This window comes from Streptomyces sp. TLI_171, from assembly GCF_003610255.1.
GTDB lineage: Bacteria > Actinomycetota > Actinomycetes > Streptomycetales > Streptomycetaceae > Kitasatospora.
Genome location: NZ_RAPS01000001.1, coordinates 4,227,454 through 4,243,723 on the forward strand (window position 1 = coordinate 4,227,454; position 16,270 = coordinate 4,243,723).

Here is a 16,270-nt window from a genome sequence, read left to right on the forward strand (position 1 = left end):
CTCACGCAGAAGGGAAATCCATTGCCGCCCCACCCTCACCAGGAGCCCACCGCTCAGGCCGGGCGGGCCGGTTGGCGGGTGCGGCGGGTCTGCGCCCAGACGGCGAAGCAGACCAGGGCGGCGAAGCACGGGACCATCACCAGGCCGTAGACCAGCAGGAAGCCGTCCGTGCCGAGCCCGGCGGCCGCGTTCCAGACGCCGTGCAGGGCCATCGCCAGCAGCAGGCCGACCGGTGCGCCGATGCTCGCCAGCCAGCGGCGGCCGGTGGTCAGCGTGATCGCCAGCCCGAGGCCGGTCAGCGCAGTGAACAGCGGGTGCGCGAACGGGGAGAGCAGGGCGCGCAGGACGAAGGTGTGCACCGTGCCGTCGAAGTCCCGCAGGCTCGGGGCCTGGCCCAGGCCGATCGCGTCCAGCCGGGCCTGCCGGTCCGCGGTGAACGCCCGGCCCAGGTACAGCGCGTTCTCGGTGAAGGCGAACCCGCAGGCCGTCACCCCGCCCAGCACGGTGCCCGCCGCCAGCGTCCGCGGACTCGACCGGGCCCGCTGCCGGCCGGCCGGGGCCGGGCGGAAGTGCGCGACGTCCGACCCGCGCCGGTGCCACAGCAGGCGGCGCAGCCGCCCGCACGGGCGGTCCTGCTCGCAGCGGTGCCTGCGCCGCAGCGGCAGCAGCAGCATCAGCAGCGCGGAGCCCTTCGCCACCTCCTCGATCAGCGGCGTCGCGAACTCCGCGCCCAGGGTCTCCCCGCGGGCGCCCTGATGGGCGATCAGGAAATCACTCGCCCAGCCGTTCGCCATGATCGCCACGGTGGTCGCGGCGCACGCCCCCCAGGCCAGGCAGAACAGCGTGTGCCGGATCGGCACCCGCGCGGTCTGGTTCAACCAGGCCAGCGACCCCAGCACGAACGGCAGCGGCAGCAGCGCCAGGCCCAACCCCACCAGCAGCCCCGTCGTCCCGGTCTGCCGCTGCACCAGGTGCAGGATCAGCACCCCCGAGCCGGCCAGCGCCAACGCCGCCACCGCCGAGGACAGGGCCGGGCGCCGCAACGGCCACAGCCTGCGCGCCAGCGAGCGCGCCCGCCGGACCGGTCGGCCGCCGCCCTGCTGGGCCGGGATCCGCCCGCCCGGCACCGGCCGCAGCCCCGCGAGCAGCCCGTCGGACCGGCGCACCGCCGGCTCCGGATGCGACCGAAGACCGGTGGGGGGCGTCGGGGACTCGGCGGCCATGGCGGCCGCGCCGTCGGGCAGGCCGGGGGATGCCTTGCCGCTGGGCGGACTGCTCACCTGCCGAAGCGTAGGCGAATGCCCCGTTCCGGGGGGAGGGGTCGGAACAATCCGTACCCGAGCGGTGACTGATCGTCAGGAAAGCGAAACGTCCCCCACCGGTCCGCCGCCGATCGCCACCGCAGCGAGCAGGGGCGGCTAGCGGCGGCGGAACAGCAGGTCGTGCACCACGTGGCCCTTGGCCAGACCGGCCCGCTCGAACTTCGTCACCGGGCGCCACTCCGGACGCGGCGCGTAGCCCGGGACGCTGCCCGCCGGGTGCTCGTCCGGCTCCAGCCAGCCGGAGCCGTCGCCCTCCGGGTGCAGGTTCACCAGCTCGGGCGACGCCTCCAGCACCGCCGCCATCTGCTCGGCGTACGGCTCCCAGTCCGTCGCGCAGTGCACCAGCGCACCCGATGCCAGCCGCGGCAGCACCAACTCCAGGAACGACTCCTGGATCAGCCGGCGCTTGTGGTGCTTCGGCTTCGGCCACGGGTCCGGGAAGAACACCCGCAGGCCCGCCAGCGAGGCGTCCGGCAGCATGTCGCGCAGCAGGATCACCGCGTCGCCCGCCGCCAGGCGGACGTTCTCCGAGCCGTCGCGCTCCAGGAACTGCAGCAGGTTGCCGTGGCCCGGGGTGTGGACGTCCGCCGCCAGGATCCCCTCGGACGGGGCCGCCGCGGCCATCGCCGCCGTGGTGTCGCCCATCCCGAAGCCGATCTCCAAGGTCACCGGCCGGCCCTCGAACAGCTCCACCAGGTCCAGCGGCGTGCCGTCGATCGCGAAGCCGAACCGCTCCCAGCCGCGGTCCAGCGCGCCCGCCTGCGCCTTGGTCATCCGACCACGGCGCGGCTGGAAGCTGCGGATCCGCTGCTCGCGGTGCTGGGCCTCGGTGGCCTTGTGCGGATACATCGGCGCGGGGTAACCCGCCGGGGCGGCGGACAGCCGGGCCGACGCGGACAACTGGGTGCTGGGGGCGGAGGAGGTCACAATCGCACCAGTCTAGAGGAGCCGGGAACGATCACGGCGGGCGCGATCAACCCGCCTCCAGGGCGCTGACCGCCCGGCGGGCGACCTCGCGGCCGATGGCCAGCGAGGCGGTCGCGGCGGGCGAGGGAGCGTTCAGCACGTGGACCACGCGGCGGGCGGAGTGCGGGTCGGCGGGGTCGAAGCCGGCGAAGGCGAAGTCGTCGAGGAGGGTGCCGTCGGCGGCGACGGCCTGGGCGCGGACACCGGCGGCGGTGGGCACCAGGTCGCTCTCGGTGACGGCGGGGAGCAGGCGCCGGACGGCGGTGGTGAAGGCGCGCTTGGAGAGCGAGCGGTGGAGTTCGCCGAGCTCGTAGCGCCAGTGCCGGCGGGCGATCCTCCAGGTGCCGGGGAAGCGGACCGTCTCGGCCAGGTCGCGCGCGTTGAAGGTCCGCCAGTCGTAGCCCTCGCGGGCCAGCGCGGGCACCGCGTTCGGCCCGACGTGGACGTCGCCGTGCACGCCGCGGGTCAGGTGCACGCCCAGGAACGGGAAAGCGGGGTCGGGCACGGGGTAGACCAGCCCCCGCACCAGCTTCCGCCGCTCCGGGGCGAGTTCGTAGTACTCGCCGCGGAACGGCACGATCCGGACGCCCGGGTCGTCGCCGGCCAGCCGGGCGATCCGGTCGCTGTGCAGCCCGGCGCAGTTGACCAGCACCGCGCAGCGGATCTCGCCGTGGGCCGTGGTGACGGTGACGCCGTCGGCGCGCCGGGCGATGCCCAGGACGGGGGTGGCGAGCCGGAGTTCGGCGCCGCGTTCGCCCGCCAGGGCCGCGTACCGGCGGGCGACCGCGGGGTAGTCGCAGATGCCGGTGGTGGCGAGGTGCAGGCCGGCGATGCCGGAGACCTCGGGCTCGTGGTCGCGGATGCCGGCCGGGTCGAGTTCGAGCAGCGGGATGCCGTTGGCCCGGCCGCGTTCGGCGAGGGCGGCCAGGCGGGGGAGTTCGGCCCGGTCGGTGGCGACGATGAGCTTGCCGGTGACCTCGTGCGCGATGCCCTGGTCGCGGCAGAACTCGACCATCTCGCGGGCGCCGTCGGTGGCGTACCGCGCCTTGAGCGAGCCGGGCCGGTAGTAGACGCCGCTGTGGACGACCCCGCTGTTGCGGCCGGTCTGGTGCGCGGCGAGCGCGCTCTCCTTCTCCAGGACGGCGACGCCCAGTCCGGGGTGCGAGCGGGTGAGGGCGTACGCGGTGGACAGGCCGACGATGCCGCCGCCGACCACCAGCACCTGGACGTCGTGCTTCAACCCCGCACCCCTTTGCCAACGTTCGAACCGGGCTCGCCCCGATGGTGCCACGGGCGGGCCCGGCCCGCGCAGGAGTTGACGGGTGATCAGCCGCTGGTGAGCACCAGCCGGGCGCGTTCGGTGAGCTCCTTGACCCGCTGCTCGTTCCGGTACGGCTCCAGGCGGCGCAGCAGTTCGACCATGTACTCGCGGCTGCGGTGCGAGGAGATCCGACCGGCCACCTCGACGGCCCGCTCGCCGGCGGCGACCGCCGCGTCCAGGTCGCCGGCCTCGGCCTCGGCCATCGCCGAGACCACCAGCCGCAGGCCGTGCGAGCGCACGAAGCCCTCGGTCGGACGGGCCAGCGCCTCCCGGGTGAACTGCCGGACCTTGGAGGGCACCCCGAGGTCGCGGAAGCACTCGGCGGCGTCCGCGGCGAGCCGGTCGTAGGCGTAGAAGTCGATCCAGGTCGGGTCGGCGTCGCCGGGCCGGGCCCGGTCGAGGGCGGCTTCGGCGGCGGCCAGCGCGGAGCCGCAGGCGGCGGCGTGGCCGGCCTTGGCGTGGGCGCGGGCCTCGACCAGGTGGAAGAAGCTCATGGTGCGGGCGGTGGCCAGGCCCCGGTTGCGCTCCAGAGCGGCCTGGGCGAGGTCGACGGCCTCGTCCGGGAAGGAGCGGTAGGAGGCCTGCAGGCTCATCGAGGCGAGCACGTAGCCGCCGAGCGGCACGTCCCCGGCGGCGCGGGCCAGCCGGAGCGCCTGGATGTAGTAGCGCTGGGCGGCCTCGTGCTGGCCGGTGTCGAAGGCCATCCAGCCTGCCAGCCTGGTGAGTTCGGCGGTGGCGCCGAACAGCGCCCGGCCGACCGCGTCGCTGTACGAGGCGAGCAGCAGCGGGGCGGCCTCCACCCGCAGGCACTCCGGCACCATCGAGGAACGCCAGTCGCCGCCGCCGTACTTGGAGTCCCAGCGGCGGGCCTCCTGGGCGGCCTCGCGGAGCTTGGCGGCGTCCGCGTGCCCGACCCGGTACCCCGTCAGGTCGGGGACGGCCTCGCGGGCCACCGACCCGTCGGCGGGGGTGATCAGCCAGCGCGAGACGGGCGTGGCGTACGCGGCGACCGAGAAGGTGCCGGCCAGGCTGTCGCTCCACCGGCCGCCGCCCGGGCCGCGCCGCAGGTCCAGGTCGACCCGCCAGAGCTCGGTGGCGGAGCGGACCGCCTCCGGGACCTCGCGCGGGAACTCCAGGCCGAGCTCGGGCGTGGGGTGCGAGTCGGCCAGGCCGATCTCCTCCAGCGGCACCGGCCGGCCCAGCTTGTTGCCCAGCGCGGTGGCGATCAGGTGCGGCACCGGGCGCTGCGGCACCATGCCCTTGGTCACCCAGCGGGCCACCGAGGTCTTGTCGTAACGGAGGGTCAGGCCGCGTTGCGCGCCCAGGTCGTTGACCCGGCGGGCGAGCCCGGCGTTGCTGATCTGGGCGAGCGCGAGGAGGGCTCCGAGCCGGTCGTTCGGCCCTCGTGAGCTGACGGTCATGGTGGCGGTGGCACCCCCTGGCGACGGCGTGCGCGGATGGCGGCGAGTCGCGAAGACGGCAGCACGCCACCGGACTGCTGCACCTAGCGTAGTCGCCCGCGTTCCGAGGGTTAAGAGGCCGCATTCCGGATGGCGGGAACGCGCTGCGTCCACGCCCGGCGTCCGGACGCTCGGCGGCCCGCCGGACGGCATCTGCCGGACGCCCGTGCTCCCGTCCCGTGCCCGTGTGCGCCACCCGTGCTCCCTGGCCGCAGCGGCAGGTCGGCGATTCGCTGGTGCCTGTGGATCGGCCCGCCGTCGAGGACCCGGCGGGCCGGGGGAAACGCTGCCTCAATCCCCGCGGGCAGCGGCGCGTCCGGGAGGGCATGCGGATGCCCTCCCGGGCCGTGCGACGCCTTTCGGCCATTATCGGCCCGCCCGGGGCGTCCGCGGCCGCCTCCCGCGCCGCCGCACTCGGCCACCGGCCGTGCCCCGGAAGGGAGTTCGTGGGCCGCACGGCCCGGGCCCCGGAGGGGGTGGCCCGGTCCGTGCGGCGTCGAGCTGCCCGTAAGCCTGGCGCTCATTCGCCCGGGGGGTGGCACGATGTCTCCTGACGGCGCGCCAACCCCGTACGCCCGCCCGGCCGTTCGCCGCGCGCCCCGCACCACAGGTGGAGGCGCGATGCGGTGGCTCACCGGCTGGAGCGGCCTGACCGCCGCCGACCCGACCCTCGCCGCGGTCCGCCCGATCGCCGGCACCCTGCTCTGGGGCGGCCCCAACCCGCTCTGGGCGGTCGGCGACTGGCGCCCCGACGAACTGCGGCTCGCCGTGCTCCGACCCGGCGGCCCCGCCACCGTCCGCGGCGGCCTCGACCCCGGGGACCCCACCGACCAGGCCGACCGCGACACCCCCGCCACCCTGCGCCTCGCCGTCGCCGGCCGCTGCGGCGCCACCGACCGCGAACTCGCCGACGGCCTCGCCGCCGCCCGCGGCGGCGCCCTGCGCCACCTCACCCACTGGCCCGGCAGCTACGCCGTCGTGCTGCGCGCCGGCACCCGCTCCACCGTGCTGCTCACCGACCTGGCCGGCGCCCAACCCGCCTTCCACACCCCGTTCGCCGGCGGCACCGCGTACGCCACCGCCGCCCTGCCGCTCGCCGACCTGGTCGGCGCCCCCGTCGACGCCGCCCACCTGGCCGCCCGCCTCGCCACCCCCGACACCCCCGAGACGCTCGGCGACCACACTCCCTACCGCGGCGTGCGCCGCGTCCCGCCCGGCCACGCCCTCGGCATCCGCGGCGGCCGGGCCGACAGCACCTCCTACCTGGACGACCCCGTCGAGGAACGCGCCGAGGCCCCCGCCGTCCGCGAACTCACCCGCGCCCTGCTGGAAGCGGTCCGCTGCCGGGTCCGCGCCACCGCCCCCGCCGACCGGCCCCGGCTCGGCGTCGACCTCTCCTACGGCACCGCCTCCGCCACCGTCGCCCTGCTCGCCGCCGCCGTCCCGCTGCCCGCCGGGCCCGGCGCCGGCGCCGAACCCGACCGGCCCGCCGCCCGGACCGGCGCCGTCAAGGGATCCTGGGCCCGCCGCGCCGACCAGCCCGAACCCGAGACCCTGCCCGCCGTCACCCTCGGCGACGCCGCCGGCCTCGCCCTCGCCGTGCACGCCCCCCGCCTCCGGCACCTGGTCCTGGAACCCGTCGCCCCGTACGCCCAACTCGCCGAGCCTCCCCCGGCCCCGCGGGGGGCCGGGTGGTACCCCCATTCCGGACCGCTCACCGACGAACCCGGCCCCGCCCTGATCGACGCCGCCCGCTACATCGCCGCGCACCGGGCCGGCGGCGCCGACCACCTCACCGGCCACGGCGCCCGCCAGGTCCTCGACGGCCACCCCGCCCGGCTCGCCGACCTGGTCCGGGCCGGCCGCCCGCTCGACCTGCTCGCCCCGATCGCCGCCCTGGCCGGCGCCGACCGCGCCACGGCCGGCGCCCTCACCGGCACCCTGCACACCCCCGTCACCGTGCTCCGCGCCGCCCGGCGGCTGGCCCGCGGCCGCTACGCCGACGCCCTCGACGACCTCGCCCTCCGGCTGACCCTCCGTCACACGCCCGCCGAACGCGCCACCATGGGCCGCGCGCTGGCCGCCGACCTGGCCTGGCACCGCCCGGGTCCGGCCGCCCACCTGCTCGCCGACGAACCCCTCGCCGCGCTCGCCCAGCACCTGCGCACCGCCGCCCGCCGCCCCGCCCCCACCGAAGCCCCCGGCGCCCGCCGCGCCCGCCTCGCCCTGCACCGGCACGCCGCCCACTACCGCACCCTGGTGCACGCCACCGAACAGCACGGCCAGCGCCTGCACGCCCCCTTCCTCGACAACCAGGTGGTCCGCGCCGCCCGCCTGCTCCCCGACGACCTGCGCCTGCAACCCGGCGCCCGGCACGCCCTGCTGGCCGCCGTGCTGGCCGGCGCCGGACGCACCGACCTCCCCGCCGACTGGGGCCGCGGCACCGGCGCCGACCCGCACGACAGCGCCCGCCGCGGCCTGCGGGCCGCCGCCCCCGCCCTCACCGACCTGCTCGACCGCCCGCTGCTCGGCGAAGCCGGACTGCTCGACGTCCCCGCCGCCCGCAAGACCCTGGCCGCCGCCACCGACCCCGCCCAGAGCGCCCCGCCCGGGACCCTCGCCGCCCTCGCCGACCTGATCGCCACCGAACTCTGGCTGCGCCGCCTCGCCGCCCGCCGCCCCGGCTCCTCCTGGGCCGGCCTGCCCGCCCCGCACCGCACCGCGCTCCCCACCTGACGGACCCTCAGGTGCGCCTCCCCGGGCCGCCGCCGCACCCGGGATAGCGTCGATGGCCCGACCCCAGGAGCCCGCCGTGCACGCCGACCTGCCCGTGACCGCCGACCCGCCGCCGCCCGGCCCCGCGATCCTCACCGGCTGCGACGGCTCCGACGCCTCCCTCTGGGCCCTCGACCGCGCCATGACCGAGGCCGAGGCCCACCACCTCCCGCTGCACGTGCTGGCCGTGGTCAACCCCTCGCCCACCGGCTACCCGCCCGGCATGGCCGACCTGGTCCAGGAGAGCGTCGAGCGACTGGTCGAGAGCATGTCCGATGGTCTGCGCCGGGCCGTCGCCACCGTCCAGTCGGCCCGCGCCCGGCCCTATGCCGGGCAGCTCACCCTGCACGTCGTCCTCGGCAACGTCATCGACCTGGTGCTCCAGGCCGCCAACGGCCGTCACACCCTGGTCCTCGGCACCCGCGGCAACGGCGGCTTCACCCGCCTCCTGCTCGGCTCCGTCAGCACCGCCGCCGTCCACCACGCCACCTGCCCCGTGCTGGTGGTGCCCGCCCCCGCCGACGAGAGCTGACCGGAATGCCCCAGGATGGTTGAGCGTTCACCTTCTGTCGGACGGCCGCCCGGCCGCCCGGAACCACCCCGACAGGAGCCCGCCCCGCCATGAAGGTCGAAATCTACTCGGACATCGCCTGCCCCTGGTGCTACGTCGGCAAGCGACGCTTCGAGCAGGCACTTGGCCAGTTCGAGGGCAAGGACGGCGTCGAGGTGGTCTACCGCCCGTACCAGCTCGTTCCCGACGCCCCGGAGCAGGCCCGCCCGCACCGCGAGTGGCTCGCCGAGCGCTACGGCCCGCAGTCGCTCGCCATGGACGCCCGGATCACCGAGGTCGGAAAGGCCGTCGGCATCGACTACGACTTCGACGCCGCCCTGGAGGTCAACACCCTCCGGGCCCACCGCCTGCTGCACCTCGCCGAGACCGAGTACGGTCCGGCCGTCCAGGCCGCCCTCAAGGAGCGCCTGCTCAAGGCCCACTTCTCCGAAGGCGTGGACGTCGGCGACATCGAGGCCCTCGCCGACCTCGCTGCCGAGACCGGGATCGACCGGGCGCGTGCCGCCGCCTACCTGGCCGACGGCGAGGGCGAGGACGAGACCCGGGCCGCCCTGGCCGAGGCCCGCGCCATCGGCGTCACCGCCGTCCCCACCTTCGTCTTCGAAGGCAAGTGGGCCGTCCAGGGCGGCCAGGAGGCCGAAACCTTCCTCCAGGTGCTCCGCCAGGTCGAAGCCGAGACCGCGAAGCAGATCGTCCCGCTCACCCCGGCCGCCGGCACCTGCGACGACGGCGCCTGCGCGATCTGAGTCCGAGGCGCCGGCCGCTCAGCAGGTGAGCCGAGCCTGGGCCCAGTCCGCGAGGTCGACCACCGGGACGGAACCGCGGGCCGGGATGACGACCAGCCGGATGGAGGTCTGGCCGGCGAGGGGGACGTGGACGGCCACCGGGCTGTCCCACGGGGACATCTCGGGGGAGCTCCACAGCGTGCGCCCGTCGTCCCCCTGCACGGAGAAGACCACCCGGCCGTAGGTGACGCCGAGGTCGTCCAGCCCGGCGACGGCGTCGAACGCCCGGCAGGAGCGGTTCAGGTCGACGGTCACCCGGGAGGGCACCCGCGCCGCCAGGACGTGCTGGTAGCGCTTCCCGTCGAGGAACGCCGACGGCCGCTGCAGGACCTGGCCGCCGCCGCGGATGGTCGGCGTCGGGACGGCGTCGCGGTGCCCCCGGTTCAACGGCAGGTCGTCCAGCCAGAACTGACTGGTCGGCACCACCGGGGGAGTGGGCGTCGACACGACCGGCGGCGTCGAGGTCGGCACCGGCGGCGGGGTCGGCGTCGGCTTCGGCGTGGGGGTCGGCACGCGCCGCGGCGTCGGGGTCGGCGTCGGCTTAGGGGTGGGCGAAGGCGTCGGGGTCGGCGGCGGCGGCGGCGGTGCCGGGGTCGGCGTAGGGGTGGGCGTCGGCGGCGGGCTCGGGACCGGCGGTGCGGGGGTCTCGGGCGCGACGGTCGCGGGCGGCGCGGCCGCCGGGGCCGGCTCGGGCGAACCGGCGAGCGCGAACGCGGCGACGGCGGCGGCCACCACGGCGATACCGGCGGCGATGCCGGCCTTCGCGGCGGTGCCGAGCCCTTCCCCGGCCACCGCAGCCGCCCCGCCGCCGGAGGAACCCGCGGCGCCCGCGCCGGCCGCGGCGGTTCCGGCCGTGGCCGTTCCGGCGGTCGTCCCTCCGGCGACCGCCGTTCCACCCGCGACCGCCGCGCCGGTGACGGCGGCGCCGCCGACCGCCGCCGCCGCGACGGTGAACCAGCCGGTGCCGATCCAGAGCAGCGCACCGCCGGGCAGCACGGCCCGCAGGCTGTGGTTGATGTCGGCCAGTTCCAGGTACGCGGCGGTGCACCGGGTGCAGTCCTGGACGTGCTTGCCGACCTCCGCGGAGGCACGCTTGCGCAGCGACCCGCGGGCGTACGCGCCGAGCCGGTTGGCGTACCCGGCGCAGCCGGATTCCTGACTGCCCGACACGTGGGCCTGCAGGAAGGCGGCGGCCAGCCGGTCACGGGCCCGGTGCGCCTGGACCGCGGTGGCGTTGGCGGTCTTGCCGAGCATCACCGCGACGGTCTTGGGGGACTCCCGTTCCACCTCGGTGTGCCAGAGCACCACCCGGTCGTCCTCGGGGAGTTCGGCGTACGCCCGCATCACCATGCGCTGGTCGGCGAAGGCCAGCGCCCAGGCGTCGGCGCCGGGGTCGGCCAGGTCGAACTCGATGGTGGCGGCCGAGCCTTCGGCGAAGCTGGAGAAGTCGTCGACGAGCTGCTCGCGCCGGTCGGAGCGGGCCCAGGCCGCGGCGACGTTGCGCACCGCCGTCAGCAGATAGGCCCGGACGGCGAATTCGGGCCCCTTGCCGGCCTTCAGCGCCTGCAGCGTGCGGGCGAAGACCTCGCCCGCCAGGTCCTCGGCGGTGAAGCTGTCGCGGCAGCAGGTACGGGCGTAGCGGCGGACGGCGTCGGCGTGCCGGCGGTAGATCTCCTCGTACGCGGCGTCCTCGCCGGCCCGCACCATGGCGGTCAACTCGGCGTCGGAGGGCGGGCGTTCACCGTCGACGGGGTCGGCGGGGGCGGGCACCACCGCGCGCACCGGGAGCTCGTCGGCGATGAACGCCTCGGGGGTGACGCTGCCGTGCCCGGCCGGGGCCTGGCCGGGCACCCGGCCGCTCAGCGACTCGCGGGCGGGGCTGCCGCCCTGGTCCGGGACCTGACCCGGGGCGCCCAGGCCGGCGCCGAACTCCGCCGCCTCGCCCTGCTCCTCGGGACTCACCTCGCACCGCCCGGTCGCACGGCGCACGAGACGGCCCGCCCCTCGGAGTCGACGGCGGTCCTGGCGCGCAACGGGACAATGGCTCCAACCACGGGCAAAGAATGGCATAGCGCAGTGACCACCGGTAGCCGGACCTGACCCGTCCCACTCTTCCGGGCCGCCGCTCGCCGAGGTGTTCGGAGCCCGGCGGCGCAGGCACCGCGCGTACTCGGACCGCTGTCGCGTTCCACCGCACCGGGCGGCGCCCTGTCACCCGAACGGCGCGTCGCAGCAAGCCCCTCCGCCGCGCTTCCGAACCGTCCGGGTGGCCAATTGCGCGACCCGGCAGCCGGATTCGCCGGACGCCTCCCGGCTCAGACGGCGCGCAGGCCCTGCAGCAGGAGCTCCAGCAGCCGGGTCCCGGCCCCGCCCTCGCAGCCGTCCCGGGCCGGGAGCGCCGCCGAGGCGTGCACCGGCACCGCGGCCGTCAGCACCAGCACCACGTCCGCCACCGTCACACCGGGACGCAGCTCGCCCGCCGCACCGGCGCGGGCGACCAGCGCCGCCAGCAACTGCAGCAGCAGGCGCGGGTCCGCGCTCTGCTCGGCCTCGGTGGCCGCCGGCGACCCGCCGAACGCCCGGAGTTCGGTGCCGCGCTGCTCGGGCACCCGGCCGATCTCCTCGGCGTACCGGAACGCCTCGGGCGGCAGCAGCCGCCCGGCACCCGACGCGGCCGCCCGCTGCAGGAAGCCCGCCAACGCGTCCCACGGCCCGGTCAGCCCGCCGTACAGCGACTCCCGGGCCTGGGTGGTCAGCCAGGACACCTCCTCGGCGGCGATCCGCTGGACCAGCACCTCCTTGCTCGGGAAGCGCCGGTACACCGTGCCCACGCCGACCCCGGCCCGCCGGGCGACCTCCTCCATCGGCGCCCCGTAGCCGAGTTCGCCGAACACCTCGCGAGCGGCGCGCAGCACGCTCTCCAGGTTCCGCCGGGCGTCCACCCGCAGCCGCGACCCGGCGCCCCGGCCGGACTCGGCCTGGCCCGCCTGCCTCGCCTGCGCCTGCCCCGACTGTCCGGCCTGGCGCTCGCCGGGTGCGAAGGCGTACCGCTCCCGGTCGCCCGGTCCGCGCTGCTCCGGCACCACATCCACCGCGGTCCTCCCGAACGCCGGGACCGGCACCCGCTCCGTCAACTGATCCTGCTCCGACATGCCATACCTCCCCCGAGGCACCCCGACCCGGGCACCCGAACGGCTACCGCGCCCCTGGTGCGCGCGATCGACACCGGCCGTGGTCCGACGTCCGCGCACTACCTTCCCCGGTTGGCAGCCGAGCAGTCCGCGTCGACGCCACCGGTACCGGGCGAACGGACCGGCACCATCGGCGGTCCGAAGCACAATCCGACCATAGTTCAGGGAAGTTCGCCGCAGAAGTGGACCACTCGTCATACCTGATCCGACCGATCTGCGCCCTACTGCGGACAAATCCCTTGCGACACCGCCCATTCGGCCCACGTGAGACCGATCACAGCCCTCCGACAAGCCGTTCGACCGGACCCCCGGACCCGACTCGCCCCTGCCCGAGCATGCTTGACGGTCCATCAGGTCAGCCGAAAGAGACGAGACATCGAGGCCCCGGTGCTGGAACGTACACGTTCCTGCCTCCCCGGACGATCGTTCTCGCTGCCGCGACCCACTCGGCAAGCCGACCCTCATCCATGCCGCGGCATTCCTGGGGTTCATGGCGCGGGCGCCCTCGCGCTGACCGGATTCGGTCCGATCCGGCCCGGAGTGTGGACAAGAGGCCACCGCCGGGTGCGTCATAGGGGGAACGTGAAACGGGTCACAGCCCGAGGGCCGGCCGGAGGTGCCCCATTCGAGTCCTGATCATCGGCGGTGGCTGCGCCGGACTGAGCGTCGCGCTGCGCCTCCAACAGCTGCTGCGCCCGCAGTTGAAGGACCGACGGATCGACGTCACGATCGTCGAGCCGCAGCCGTACCTGACCTTCCAGCCCCTGCTGGCCGAGGTCGCCGCCGGCTCCATCGACCCCCGCCACGTGGTGGTACCGCTGCGCACCGCCCTCCCGGACTGCCGGGTGCTCACCGCCCGCGTCACCAGGATCGACCACGCCACCCGCACCGCCTGGGTCGACGCCGCCCCGCGCGGCGAACTCCGGCTGCCCACCGAAGTCCGCTACGACATCCTGGTGATGGCCCCGGGCTCGGTCTCCCGCACCGCGCCCGTGCCGGGCCTCGCCGAGCACGGCATGGGCTTCGCCACCGTCGGCGAGGCGGTCGGGCTGCGCAACCACGTGCTGGAGCAGCTGGACCTGGCCTCCTCCACCCGCGACCCCGCACTGCGCCAGGCCGCCCTGACGTTCGTGTTCGTCGGGGCCGGCTACGCGGGCGTCGGCGCGCTCGCCGAACTGGAGGACATGGCCCGCACCGCCACCAAGGGCTTCCACAACCTCACCCCCGACGACCTGCGCTGGGTACTGGTGGAGGCGAAGGACCGGATCCTCGGCGAGGAGACCCCGGAGCTCGCCGACCACACCCTGGCCGAACTGCGCGAACGCAACATCGACGTGCGGGTCGGCACCACCCTCGAATCCGCCGCCGACCGGCTCATGGTGCTCTCCGACGGCAGCCGCTTCGCCGCCCGCACCCTGGTCTGGACGGCCGGCGTCCGCCCCGCCCCCGTCCTCTCCCTCACCGACCTGCCGCTGGACGGCGCCGGCCGGATCACCTGCCTGCCCACGCTGCGGATCATCGACGCCGACGGCATCGCGCTGCCCGACGCCTGGGCCGCGGGAGACTGCGCGGCCGTTCCCGACCACACCGGCGAACTCTGCGCCCCCAACGCCCAACACGCCCTGGCCCAGGCCAAGTTGCTCGCCGAGAACCTGGCCGCCGAACTCGCCGGACAACCGCTCACCGGCTACCGCCCCGACCAGCCCGCCTGCTCCACCTCGCTCGGCCTGCGCCGCGCCGTCGCCCACACCAGGCGCGGCACCCGCCTCACCGGCCGCCGGGCCTGGTGGCTGCACCGCGCCCGCCAACTGCGCCGCCTGCCCAGCCGGGAGCGGCGGATCCGGGTGCTGATGGACTGGCTGTTCGGCGGGCTGTTCCAGCGCGAGGTGGTCTCGCTCGGCACCATCGAGCACCCGCGCGCCGAATTCGAGTCCGGCTTCGAGTCCGGTTCCACGGCCGGCCCCGGCACCTGACCGCCGTCCCCCCACCCGATCGCTCACACCCGCGCCCGTCACCGCGCCGGCCTGCCCGCCCGTCATGACCTGCCGATTCGAGAAATCGTCCCCGGCGTGCGCGTCCCGAAACGCGCCGTACCGGGGGCGCGACTTCCGGAATCACACCGGAGCCTGACAGGATCGACCCGGCGACACCATCACGGCGAGTGCTGCATCGTACACGCATTGTGATCATCACACTGCGAACCGTCCATCGAACAGGCACCACCCCCCATCAGTCCCCGAGGAAGCGGCCGACGTTGAACCTCATGCGCTGGAGCGCCCGGCTCACCGGAGCCACCTGGCGGGCCGTCCCCCATGCCTCGGACGAGCCCGTCACCGTCCCCGGCCCGCGCGACCCAGCCGCCCTCGGACCCGACCTCCGCGACCCCGAACAGCTCTACGACCTCCGCGAGGTCCTCCGCCGCCTGCCCGCCCCCGTCGCCCTCACCCACGGCCCGAACCACCAGCTCGGCTACGCCAACCAGGCCTACCGCGAACTGTTCGGCGCCCGCACCCCCGGCCGGCCCGCCGCCGAAGCCCTCCCCGAACTCGCCACCCTCGGCGTGCTCCCCCTGCTCGACCAGGTCCTGCGCAGCGGGCGGCCCCGCAGCGTGAAGTCCCGCTGCATCCTCGGTCTCGGCGGCAACCGCTACTACAACATCGCCTGCGTCCCGCTCGGCCCCGAAGGGCACGGCACCCCCGCCGGCGTCCTGGTCTTCGCCACCGAAGTGACCGACCAGGTCCAGTCCGCCGGCCGCCTGCGCGAGGCCGAACGCCGCCAGCGCGAAGCCGCCGTCACCCTCCAGCACAGTCTTCTCCCGCAGAAACTCGAACAGCCCGCGGACCTCCACGTCGCCGCCACCTACCAACCCGGTGGCGCCGAGGCCGCCGTGGGCGGCGACTGGTACGACGTCATCGGCCTCGGCGGCGGGCGCACCGCCCTCGTCATCGGCGACGTCATGGGCCGCGGCCTGCGCGCCGCCGCCGTCATGGGCCAGCTCCGCACCGCCGTCCGCGCCTACGCCCGACTCGACCTCCCCCCGCACGAGGTCATGACCCTGCTCGACGGCCTGGCCATGGAGATCGACGCCAACCAGATCGCCACCTGCACCTACGCCGTCTGGGACCCCGCCACCACCACCCTCGTCTACGCCTCCGCCGGCCACCTCCCGGTCCTCCTCCGCGGCCCCGACGGCACCGTCCTCCGCGGCGAAGAACAGAACGGCCCGCCCCTCGGCACCGGCGGCGCCGGCCACCTCTCCCACACCCTCCGCCTGCTCCCCGGCACCACCGGCGTCCTCTACACCGACGGCCTGGTGGAACGCCGGGACCAGGACATCGACCACGGCCTCGACCGACTCGCCCGAACCCTCGCCGGCCCCGTCGCCACCCCCGACGTCATCTGTGCCCGCCTGCTCCGCGCCCTCGGCGTCACCGCCGAGCACGACGACGACGTAGCCGTGCTGGTCTTCCAGGTGCCACTTGATCCCGAGCCCACAGGTGTGTAGAGTTCTTCGAGTTGCCTGACAGGGAGCACCGAGCACGCGTCTGCGTGGACGGTCCCGGGGCGGCCAATCCCTGAGAACCAACCAGTTGATCCGTAGTGGGTCGCGTCTTTTCGCGTCTCCGTTCGTATTTGCTGTGCGCGCTTATCGGAGATTGCGGCCGATTCGCTTTTCGGAGCGGGGATCGGCTAGAGTTTGAAACGTCGGACGGGCCGTCAGGTCGCGGAAGACGAAAGCGAGTCGGGAAAGAGCACAAGCTCGGATCTGATAAGCTGGAAACACGAAAGAACGAAGCGCCCGGAGGGTCCGCAGGAATGCGGCTCGAAGGAAGCGTCCGTTCCTTGAGAACTCAACAGCGTGCCAAAAGTCAACGCCAG

Annotated in this window: 10 protein-coding genes and 1 pseudogene; 5 read left to right on the forward strand and 6 right to left on the reverse strand. The window is 75.4% G+C overall.

Annotation, left to right across the window (positions count from 1 at the left end; translation table 11 throughout):
* Positions 1-53: 53 nt before the first annotated feature.
* The 4 genes from BX266_RS19405 to BX266_RS19420 all read right to left on the reverse strand — a co-directional run bounded on the left by BX266_RS19405 (position 54) and on the right by BX266_RS19420 (position 5,030).
* A complete protein-coding gene (locus BX266_RS19405; RefSeq protein ID WP_099901537.1) occupies positions 54-1,280 on the reverse strand; it encodes a PrsW family intramembrane metalloprotease in 1,227 nt (408 codons plus the stop codon).
* Between the two features lie 138 nt (positions 1,281-1,418).
* On the reverse strand, positions 1,419-2,249 hold the full coding sequence (gene trmB / locus BX266_RS19410) for a tRNA (guanosine(46)-N7)-methyltransferase TrmB (RefSeq protein ID WP_099901539.1): 831 nt from the start codon (positions 2,247-2,249) through the stop codon (positions 1,419-1,421).
* 46 nt (positions 2,250-2,295) lie between these two features.
* On the reverse strand, positions 2,296-3,528 hold the full coding sequence (gene lhgO, locus BX266_RS19415) for an L-2-hydroxyglutarate oxidase (protein WP_099901541.1): 1,233 nt from the start codon (positions 3,526-3,528) through the stop codon (positions 2,296-2,298).
* 86 nt (positions 3,529-3,614) lie between these two features.
* Positions 3,615-5,030: an MFS transporter gene (locus BX266_RS19420; protein ID WP_099901543.1), complete on the reverse strand. Its 1,416-nt coding sequence runs from the start codon at positions 5,028-5,030 to the stop codon at positions 3,615-3,617.
* Between the two features lie 660 nt (positions 5,031-5,690).
* Here BX266_RS19420 and BX266_RS19425 point away from each other — a divergent pair.
* The 3 genes from BX266_RS19425 (at position 5,691) to BX266_RS19435 (ending at position 9,161) form a co-directional block, all read left to right on the forward strand.
* Positions 5,691-7,805 (forward strand): asparagine synthase-related protein, encoded by a 2,115-nt coding sequence (locus BX266_RS19425; RefSeq protein WP_107490725.1) that lies wholly within the window; start codon positions 5,691-5,693, stop codon positions 7,803-7,805.
* A gap of 52 nt (positions 7,806-7,857) precedes the next feature.
* Entirely contained in the window at positions 7,858-8,376 is a 519-nt protein-coding gene (locus BX266_RS19430) for a universal stress protein (protein ID WP_099901549.1), read from the forward strand.
* Positions 8,377-8,465: 89 nt separating this feature from the next.
* A complete protein-coding gene (locus BX266_RS19435; RefSeq protein ID WP_099901551.1) occupies positions 8,466-9,161 on the forward strand; it encodes a DsbA family oxidoreductase in 696 nt (231 codons plus the stop codon).
* Positions 9,162-9,179: 18 nt separating this feature from the next.
* On the opposite strand, the gene BX266_RS19440 is transcribed toward BX266_RS19435, so the two are convergent.
* Positions 9,180-11,162, reverse strand: coding sequence for a sigma-70 family RNA polymerase sigma factor (locus BX266_RS19440; RefSeq protein WP_259464760.1), 1,983 nt, complete (start codon positions 11,160-11,162; stop codon positions 9,180-9,182).
* Between the two features lie 353 nt (positions 11,163-11,515).
* A complete protein-coding gene (locus tag BX266_RS19445; protein WP_099901554.1) occupies positions 11,516-12,352 on the reverse strand; it encodes a TetR/AcrR family transcriptional regulator in 837 nt (278 codons plus the stop codon).
* Positions 12,353-13,023: 671 nt separating this feature from the next.
* Here BX266_RS19445 and BX266_RS19450 point away from each other — a divergent pair.
* Together BX266_RS19450 and BX266_RS19455 are read left to right on the forward strand one after the other, a co-directional pair.
* The gene (locus BX266_RS19450; protein ID WP_099901556.1) at positions 13,024-14,364 is read left to right on the forward strand and encodes an NAD(P)/FAD-dependent oxidoreductase; all 1,341 of its coding nucleotides are present in this window, start codon (positions 13,024-13,026) and stop codon (positions 14,362-14,364) included.
* A 281-nt stretch (positions 14,365-14,645) separates the two neighbouring features.
* Positions 14,646-15,884 (forward strand): annotated as a pseudogene (locus BX266_RS19455) (PP2C family protein-serine/threonine phosphatase); the annotation flags it as partial.
* Between the last annotated feature and the right edge of the window lie 386 nt (positions 15,885-16,270).